The organism is Amycolatopsis sp. NPDC059657, assembly GCF_042734395.1.
GTDB lineage: Bacteria > Actinomycetota > Actinomycetes > Mycobacteriales > Pseudonocardiaceae > Amycolatopsis.
Genome location: NZ_JBHWEB010000122.1, coordinates 19,307 through 27,381 on the forward strand (window position 1 = coordinate 19,307; position 8,075 = coordinate 27,381).

The window sequence follows — 8,075 nt, forward strand, 5'->3', positions numbered from 1 at the left end:
ATGGGCATTCCGTGGGCGCGGCGCAAAAGCCCTGAGTATGGTGCCTCTGCCGGGTTCTGTAACGGTCTGACTGGTTGGGGAATACGAGTGAACAGGTTCGGGAAAACCGCCGTGGCCTTGGCTGTGGTCCTACTCGCGGGCACCGCCTGCAAGGACGGCGGCAGCGGGCTGGGTAACGGCGACGGCACGGCGAAGACGAGCCCGGGTGACATCGCGGGCCTGCCCGTGACGCATTTCGAAAGCGGGCTCAAGCCGGGCGCGCCGAAACCGGATCTGCAGGTCAGGAACAACGGCAACACGCCGGAGGACGAGATCGCGATCGCCACGATCGCGGACGTCCAGGGCTACTGGACCGAGAAGCTGCCTGCCGAGTTCGGCGGCCAGAAGTTCGACCCCGTCAAGATCCTGGTGTCCTACGACTCGAAGGGCGCCGACCAGAAGACCGCGTGCGGCTCGACGAAGGGCCAGGTCAACGCCTTCTACTGCCCGCCGGACGACTCGGTCGCCTGGGACAGGGGCGGCCTGCTGAAGATGCTGAACAAGCGCTTCGGCCCGATGTCGGTGGTGACCGTGCTCGCGCACGAGTTCGGCCATGCCATCCAGTTCCGGCTCGGCGCGAAGGCCGGCGTCGCCAAGAACACGCCGACCATCGTCAAGGAGCAGCAGGCCGACTGCTTCGCCGGCGGCTACATGCGCTGGATCGCCGAGGAGAAGAGCAAGTACCTGCGGCTGTCCACCTCCGAGGGACTGAGCTCGGTGCTCGCGTCGATGTTCCTGATCCGCGACACCGCGGGCAAGAGCGCCACCGAGCAGGGCGCGCACGGCTCGGCGTTCGACCGGACCTTCGCCTTCCAGACCGGCTTCGAAAAGGGCCCCAAGGAATGCGCGGGGATGAACGAGGAGAACATCAAGGCCCGCGTCACCGAGGAGCCGTTCGTCAAGGGTGACAAGGGCAAGGGCGACACCAAGTTCACCAAGGACACGGTCGCGCTGCTGAAGTCGAGCCTCGACGAGGCGTTCAAGGGCGCGGGCGTGCCCGGCCCGCAGATCGTCGACGAGGGCGCCGGCAACTGTGGCCCGAAGAGCACCCCGCCCGCGACCTATTGCGCGGACAACAACACGGTCAGCATCGACGGCGAGAAGCTCAACATCCTCGCCCAGCGCATCGACCGCGAGGCCGAGTGGCAGGGCGAGGACCAGGGCGGCATGGGTGACTTCGCCGCGTTCGCCGAGGTCGCGTCGCGCTACGTGCTCGGCATCCAGAAGGGCGTCGGCGCCTCGCTGGACAACGCCAACGCGGGCCTGCGCACCGCGTGCCTGGTCGGCGCGTGGGCGAAGTTCGCCAAGAACCCGCCCCCCGGGCAGAAGCTGCGGCTCTCGGCCGGTGACCTCGACGAGGCGATCGCCGACCTGCTGCTGCCGAACAGCCTGATCTCGGCCGACGGCAACGGCGTCCGGCCGCCCAGTGGCTTCCAGCGCGTCGAGGCGCTGCGCAAGGGTTACCTCGAAGGCTCCCCGGTCTGCTCGACGCAGTTCGGCTGAGCACGTGAAAGAAGCGGGCTCTCCCACGTCTGGGAGGGCCCGCTTTCCTTTGTGCTCAGTTTTCCTTCACCGCCACCAGAAACGCTGTCCATGCTGCTGGTGGCAGGGTTAGCGAACCGCCAACACGGTCCTTGGTGTCCCGTACGCCGACACCTTCGCCGAGATACGCGACCTCGACGCATTCATTGTTGGCGCCGCCGCTGTAGCTGCTCTTGAACCAAACACCGGTGGTCAAGGCCATGGTGTGCTCGCTTCCGCCTCAAGTGCCCATCTTCGTGTGCGGCAGCGCGGAAATGAGCGCCGAGGTGTCCTCTGTGCTCAGTGCGACGTTCCGCAGACCGCCGAAGGCAAGGCTATACGGCTCAATGTCTTCCGACCGTTCCAAATAGACGCCGCGGCCGAGCAGCTCGACATACCCGACGTCGGGATCCGTTGGCGTGCCGTTGAAGCTCAGTATGTTGAACGGCACGCCCATCGACGCGTAGGCGCCCGCGTCCGCCGGGATCACCCGCAGCTCGACGTTCGGCAGCGCGGCGAGCTCCAGCAGCCGCCCGCGCTGGCGCCGCATCACCTCCGGGCCGCCCACCTCCAGGTGGAGCACGGCCTCGGTGATGATCGCCTCGACGCGCAGTGGATTTTGGTCGACCAGACGGCTTTGCCGCTGGATACGCGCCTCGACACCGCTGCGCGTGATCTCCTCCGGGAAGGACGGGACGAACGCGCGGGCGACCGCGGCGGCGTAGTCACGGCTCTGGAAAAGGCCGGGCACGAGGTCGACCTTGAAGGTGCGCAGCCCCGTCGCCTCGGCCTCCAGCTGGACGTAGTCGAGCACGTCCGCGGCGAGCGCGCCCTGCTCGACACTGCCCCACCAACCGGGAGCCTGCGCGCTTTGCGCGCTGTTGAACAGTGCCTCACGCTCGGCTTCGGGAATGTCGTAGACCAGCGCCAAGGTCATCACGTCGGCCGGCCGGATCGGCGGGGTCGCCGCCTCCAGCCTGGACTGCTTGGCCCTCGACCAGCCTGCCCGCGACGCGGCGCCGTCCTGCGTGAACTCGGTACGTGAGCGCCATTCCCGCAGTACACGGGCTATCCGTCGCAGCCGGACACTCGGCGACGTCGGCTCCGCCGCCTGGCCCTCGGCCATCGTTGTCTCCTGCCCATGTCCTCTGTGGATCATCTTTTCGGCAGGGGTGAGCGTAGCCGAACGATGAACCGTCCCAGCTTCACTCTTTCGAGTGGCATTGAGAATTCTCATTGTCGATGACGTTGCAAAAAGGCCGACCGCGCAGGATGGTGAGCAGACCCCGTTCCAAAGAGGTGAGGCGTGACATGGGCCCGATATCCGAGGAAGAGCGCCCCCACATCGAAGCGATGAAACGCGCGATGAAAGCGGGCTTCCGTCCCGTGCCGCTCGCCGACGCCCCGGTGATCCACGCGGAGCGCTGGCAGCGGGAGTCGGTCGACACGTACACGATCAGTTCGATGACCAGCGCGACGGCGGCCCGATGGCGCGTCAACGACTACGGCGACAACGAAAAGGACCCGCTGTGGCAGACGACCGGCACGGTCGCCGAGGTGATCGTCGCGGTATTGGCGCTGCGCTAAAGACCAGGGCTCAGCGGGCTTCCCGGCGCGGGAAAGCCCGCTGAGTCCGTTGCTTGATCAGTTCTTGGCTCAGTACAGCGCGCTGGCGAGATTGCGCCGCGCCTTGAGCACGCGCTCATCCGACGGGTCGAACAGCTCGAACAGCTCCACCAGGTGCGTGCGGACCCGGTTGCGGTCGTCACCGGCGGTCCGGCGCACCACCTCGACGAGCCGCGCGAACGACTCCTCGACCAGCTGCTCGGCGAGCTCGAAATCGGCGGCGGCGATCTGGGCGTCCAGGTCGTCCGGGTTCGCGGCGGCCCGCTCCACGGCGGACGCGTCGGCCTGCTCGGCCCTGGCGGCGAACCGGACCTGCACGAGCGCGGCCTTCGCCAGCTCATTGGCGGGCTCGACGTCCAGGATGCGCTCGTAGGCCGCTTCTGCCGCGGCGTAGTCACCGCGCTCGAAGGCTTCCTCGGCCTCGGTGAACCTCGGGTCCTCCGGCTCCTCGACGGGCTCGGCGCCCTCTTCGGCCGCGCGGATGCCGGGGAGCTTGTCGCGCAGCGCGTCGAGCAGCGAACCCAGCCACTTGCGGATCTCGGGCTCCGGCAGCGCGCCGGAGAACGCGTCGACCGGCTGGCCGCCGCCGATGGCGACGATCGTCGGGATCGACTGCACACCGAACAGCTGCGCGATGCGGGGGTTGGCGTCGACGTCGACCTTCGCCAGCACCCAGGCGCCGTTCGACTCGGCCGCGAGCCGCTCCAGCACCGGGCTGAGCTGCTTGCACGGGCCGCACCACTCGGCCCAGAGGTCGACGACGACCAGCTGGTTCATCGAGCGTTCGACGACGTCGGCCTGGAAGGTGGCCTCACTGACCTCGATCACCGCGGCGGAGTCCGCCGGGGCGCCACCGGAGGGTGGCGGCTGAGGCGCAGCCGCGGCGGGCTGCTGCCGTGCCGCGTCGGCACGGGCCTTGAGCGCGGACAGGTCGACCGCGCCGGAAAGCGCGGCGGACACCGCCGCTGACTTAGCTGCAGATCCGCGTGGTTGTGTCACGCTTCCATCCTGGCACGCGCGCGCGTGAGTTTCATGGCTGGGATGGGCGGTCGTTGCGGTGATCAAGCGCAGGACAGCGGGAGTACTGGCGACGGTCGTGGCAGGGACGGCGTGGGTGGTGTTCATCACCGTGTCCATCACGCACGAACCGCCGCCCAGCGCCGTCCCGTGCGCGACGAACTCCGCGACACGCTGACCTCCGTGTATGGGTCGCGAGTGTTGCCGACGGTTCTAACGGTCGGCAACACTCACAGGTCCTTGAGATGGGCCTCGACCCGCTCGACCTTGGCTTCCAGCTGACCTTCGAAACCGGGCCTGATGTCGGCCTTCAGCACGAGCCCTACGCGGGCCGAGCCGGCGCCCGCCGCCTCGACGGCACGTTTGACGACGGCCATCACCTCGTCCCACTCCCCTTCGATGTTGGTGAACATGGCGTTGGTCGAGTTCGGCAGTCCTGACTCGCGCACGACACGTACGGCGCGCGAGACGGCTTCGCTCACTCCACCGTCCGGGTCGCCGCCGGACGGGCTCACACTGAAGGCGACGATCATGGGGACTCCTTACAAGAAACGGGGGGATTTATCCCCACCCTGCCGCACAAACGCGGTACCCGCTGGTAACTTCAGACGTCATGAGCCATCCGCTGCCGTTCGACCCGATCGCCCGCGCGGCGCAGCTGTGGGAGGACCGGATCGGGCCGTCCACCACGATGGCCGCGGTCACCGGGCTGATGCGCGTCCAGCAGATCATCCAGTCCGCTGTGGACACTGCGCTCAAGCCGCACGGGCTGACCTTCGCCCGCTATGAGGCACTCGTGTTGCTGACCTTCGCGCGGCGGTCCAGCCTGCCGATGCGGGTCATGGGCGAGCGCCTGCAGCTGCACCCGACGAGCGTGACCAACATCGTCGACCGGCTGGAGAAGGACGGGCTCGTCAAGCGCGTGCCGCATCCGACCGACCGCCGCACCACGCTCGTCGAGATCACCGACGACGGCCGCACCCGCCGTGAAGAGGCCACGACGGCCGTCACCGCGATCGACTTCGGGCTGACCGGGCTCACCGACCGCCAGACCGAGCAGCTGACCGAACTGCTCACCAAGGTGAGGAAGGCCACAGGCGACTTCACGGACTAGCGCACGAAAAAAAGGGGCCCGCCATCTGTCAGCAGACGGCGGGCCCCTTTTTTCGTTGCCTTACGCGGCGACGGTCTCGCGGATCTCGAAGAGCCCGGTGCCACCGTGCGCGAGACGGGCGGGGCCGTCGAGCTTTCCGTTACGCAGCGCCCACTTCTCGAACAACCAGGTGAACAGCGGCGGGATACTGGAGAGGAGCGCCAGCACGAGGGTCTTCGGACGCCAGCCGAGCGGCTTGGCCACGGAGAGGGAGACCAGCACGTACACGGCGAACACCACACCGTGGACCATGCCGAGCACCGGGACTCCACCCTGGCCTGCTTCGACGACGTACTTGAAGAACATCCCGATCAGCAAACCGGCCCAGGACAGGGCTTCGGCGACTGCGGCCACGCGGAATACGAGAGCGGCCTTGCTGGACACGACTTCCTCCCATGAGGTCTGCACAAAAAAGAGTCCGACTAGCACTGTCCACGGGGGACTCCCGTTGGACGTCAACAGCGCTGTCGGACGTTGTGATCCCAGTGTGAGGCGTGACGGCCCTCACCGGAACACCGGGGGCCGTGATGATGCTCACGACCCCCGGATCACTCGGTTAGGAGTCCTCCCATTTGAACACCTTTGAGGCGATAAATCCGATCACGACAGTGAACGCGATCAGCACCGCACCCGGCACGAGCAGCGCCTCGAAACCCTTACCCCGCACCATGACATCGGTCATCCCGGTGTTGAGGTGTTTCATCGGGAAGATGTTCGAGACGGCCTTGAGCCAGCCGGGCAGTCCATCTGTTGGGAAGAACGAACCGGACAGGAAAGCCATCGGCAGGATCACCAGGTTTCCCGCCCCGTTGGCAGCCTCTTCGGTCTTGCAGAACGCGCCGACGAGCATGCCGATCGAGAAGAAGGCCAAGGCGCCCAAGACGAGCAGCGGGATCGCCAGCCACCATTGACCGGAGAGTTTCAGTCCGAACACCGGCAGTAACGCGATCCCGACGAAGATCACCGCCTGCGCCAGCGCGACGCCGAGCGTCACCACCACGCGCGAGCCGAGCACGGTGACCGGGCTGATCGGCGCGAGCCGCAGCCTGCGCAGCACCTGCTTGCGCCGCCAGTTCACCAGCGTCATCGCGGCGCCGAACACCGCGCCGATCGACACGGCCCACGACAGGATTCCCGGGGTGAGGAACTGGATCGGCTTGAGCGAGGAGTCCTCGATCTGCGCGGTCTGCAGCGTGAACCGCGGCGGCTGGCCGGTGGCGGCGATGTTCGCCTGGTCGACCACCCCGTTGACCATGCCGACGATCATGCCCGCCTTGGCCTGGTCGCTGGCGGCGAACCGCAGGGTGATGCCGGTGCCGTTCTCGGCGACGAAGCCGGGCAGGTCACCGTCCTTGACCTGGCGCGCGGCCTCTTCGGCGGTGCCGATGCGCTTGAGCTCCAGCGCGGGCGACTGCCCGAGCGCCTGGATGACCGGGCCGTCGCCGACCACGCCGATGGCCGTCTTCGACGTGCCCTGGTTGCCGAAGATGAGCCCGAAGATCACCAGGAACATCAACGGGAACAGGAACGTGAAGAACAACGTGGCCTTGTCACGCACGAAACCCTTGATCATCGCGCGCGCGAGGCTCTGGAACGGGCTCAGCGTCGGCTGGCCCGTCTCGGTCTTCTTGGGTGCTTCGGTGACGGTCATGCCCGGTACTCCCTGCCGGTGAGCTCGAGGAAGACGTCTTCGAGGGTGGCGGTGCGCACCTGGAGTCCGTCGAGGGTGCCGCGGTCGGCCAGCGCGGAGAGCACCGGCGCAGGCGTGCGGGTGGAGATGGTCAGCGAAACGTCGGTCTCGTGCGCCTCGTCGACACCGGGCAGCGCGCGAGCCTGGTCGAGCGGAAGCGACCCCGGCTCGAGGATGACGTGCGTCGCGGCGTTGAGGTCGCGGACGAGCCTCGCAGGCGTGTCCATCGCGAGGATCTTGCCGTGGTCCATGATCGCGACCCGGTCGCAGAGGATCTCGGCCTCGTCGAGGTAATGCGTCGTGTAGACGATGGTCTTGCCGCGCGCCTGGATCTCACGCAGCACGTCCCACAGGTTGCGCCTGGCCTGCGGGTCGAGCGCGGCCGTCGGCTCGTCGAGGAAGACGATGTCCGGATCGTGGATGAGCGCGCAGGCGATCGACAGCCGCTGCCGCTGCCCGCCGGAAAGCTTCGCCTCGGGCGTACTCGCCTTCTCGGTGAGCCCGACGAGTTCGAGCATTTCGCCCACCCGATGCGATTTCACCCCATATAGCGCGCCGAACGTCTCCAGCTGTTCGCGCGCGGTGAGCTTCTCGAAGAACGCCGACGCCTGCAGCTGCACCCCGATCCTGGGCAGCAGCTTGAGATTACGCGGCCACGGGCTCTCGCCGAGCAGCTCGACCGAACCCTTGACCGGCTCACGCAGGCCCTCCGCGATCTCCAGCGTCGTCGTCTTCCCGGCCCCGTTGGGCCCGAGAATGCCGAAGAACTCCCCCTCCTCGACCGTGAACGACACCCCGTTCACGGCCTTCAGCTCGCCATAGGTCATGTGGATGTCCTCCACGGCGAGCGCCACACGTGTGCTGACTCCCGTACTCATGCCCGCACGCTACTGCGCCATGCCCTCCTCCCCAGGCGTTTTGCACCTAACTGCCACCCCAGGCTCCACCTTCGGCGGACGCCGTACCCCCAATGTGGCTTTCGTCAGGTCTGGAACCCCCAATGTGGCGTTCGTCAGCTCTGAGCTGACG

At 67.3% G+C, this 8,075-nt stretch carries 11 protein-coding genes; 4 read left to right on the plus strand and 7 right to left on the minus strand.

Annotated features, from left to right (window positions below; all coding sequences use genetic code 11):
• Positions 1 to 111 precede the first annotated feature (111 nt).
• The gene (locus tag ACFV15_RS39815) at positions 112 to 1,542 is read left to right on the plus strand and encodes a neutral zinc metallopeptidase (protein WP_378357538.1); all 1,431 of its coding nucleotides are present in this window, start codon (positions 112 to 114) and stop codon (positions 1,540 to 1,542) included.
• A 55-nt stretch (positions 1,543 to 1,597) separates the two neighbouring features.
• Here the strand turns inward: ACFV15_RS39815 and ACFV15_RS39820 are convergent, their stop codons facing one another.
• Both ACFV15_RS39820 and ACFV15_RS39825 read right to left on the minus strand, forming a co-directional pair.
• Complete coding sequence (locus tag ACFV15_RS39820; RefSeq protein ID WP_378357540.1) at positions 1,598 to 1,783, minus strand: DUF397 domain-containing protein; 186 nt, start codon at positions 1,781 to 1,783, stop codon at positions 1,598 to 1,600.
• 18 nt (positions 1,784 to 1,801) lie between these two features.
• Positions 1,802 to 2,686: a helix-turn-helix domain-containing protein gene (locus tag ACFV15_RS39825; RefSeq protein ID WP_378357542.1), complete on the minus strand. Its 885-nt coding sequence runs from the start codon at positions 2,684 to 2,686 to the stop codon at positions 1,802 to 1,804.
• A gap of 185 nt (positions 2,687 to 2,871) precedes the next feature.
• Here ACFV15_RS39825 and ACFV15_RS39830 point away from each other — a divergent pair, with 185 nt between their 5' ends.
• The gene (locus ACFV15_RS39830; protein ID WP_378357543.1) at positions 2,872 to 3,147 is read left to right on the plus strand and encodes a hypothetical protein; all 276 of its coding nucleotides are present in this window, start codon (positions 2,872 to 2,874) and stop codon (positions 3,145 to 3,147) included.
• 69 nt (positions 3,148 to 3,216) lie between these two features.
• On the opposite strand, the gene ACFV15_RS39835 is transcribed toward ACFV15_RS39830, so the two are convergent.
• The gene (locus ACFV15_RS39835) at positions 3,217 to 4,185 is read right to left on the minus strand and encodes a tetratricopeptide repeat protein (protein ID WP_378357545.1); all 969 of its coding nucleotides are present in this window, start codon (positions 4,183 to 4,185) and stop codon (positions 3,217 to 3,219) included.
• Between the two features lie 58 nt (positions 4,186 to 4,243).
• Here ACFV15_RS39835 and ACFV15_RS39840 point away from each other — a divergent pair, with 58 nt between their 5' ends.
• Complete coding sequence (locus tag ACFV15_RS39840) at positions 4,244 to 4,381, plus strand: hypothetical protein (protein ID WP_378357547.1); 138 nt, start codon at positions 4,244 to 4,246, stop codon at positions 4,379 to 4,381.
• Between the two features lie 52 nt (positions 4,382 to 4,433).
• Here the strand turns inward: ACFV15_RS39840 and ACFV15_RS39845 are convergent, their stop codons facing one another.
• Positions 4,434 to 4,736 carry an MTH1187 family thiamine-binding protein gene (locus ACFV15_RS39845; protein WP_378357549.1) on the minus strand — a complete coding sequence of 101 codons (303 nt, stop codon included), beginning with the start codon at positions 4,734 to 4,736 and terminating at the stop codon, positions 4,434 to 4,436.
• A gap of 80 nt (positions 4,737 to 4,816) precedes the next feature.
• On the opposite strand from ACFV15_RS39845, the gene ACFV15_RS39850 reads away from it, so the two are divergent.
• On the plus strand, positions 4,817 to 5,317 hold the full coding sequence (locus ACFV15_RS39850) for a MarR family winged helix-turn-helix transcriptional regulator (protein ID WP_378357551.1): 501 nt from the start codon (positions 4,817 to 4,819) through the stop codon (positions 5,315 to 5,317).
• Positions 5,318 to 5,377: 60 nt separating this feature from the next.
• Here ACFV15_RS39850 and ACFV15_RS39855 read toward each other — a convergent pair whose 3' ends face one another.
• The 3 genes from ACFV15_RS39855 to ACFV15_RS39865 form a co-directional block, all read right to left on the minus strand.
• The gene (locus ACFV15_RS39855; RefSeq protein WP_378357553.1) at positions 5,378 to 5,740 is read right to left on the minus strand and encodes a DUF3817 domain-containing protein; all 363 of its coding nucleotides are present in this window, start codon (positions 5,738 to 5,740) and stop codon (positions 5,378 to 5,380) included.
• Positions 5,741 to 5,912: 172 nt separating this feature from the next.
• Positions 5,913 to 7,007 (minus strand): ABC transporter permease, encoded by a 1,095-nt coding sequence (locus ACFV15_RS39860; protein ID WP_378357555.1) that lies wholly within the window; start codon positions 7,005 to 7,007, stop codon positions 5,913 to 5,915.
• Positions 7,004 to 7,924 (minus strand): ATP-binding cassette domain-containing protein, encoded by a 921-nt coding sequence (locus ACFV15_RS39865; protein ID WP_378357557.1) that lies wholly within the window; start codon positions 7,922 to 7,924, stop codon positions 7,004 to 7,006. Before ACFV15_RS39865 ends, ACFV15_RS39860 begins: the two co-directional genes overlap by 4 nt.
• Positions 7,925 to 8,075 lie beyond the last annotated feature (151 nt).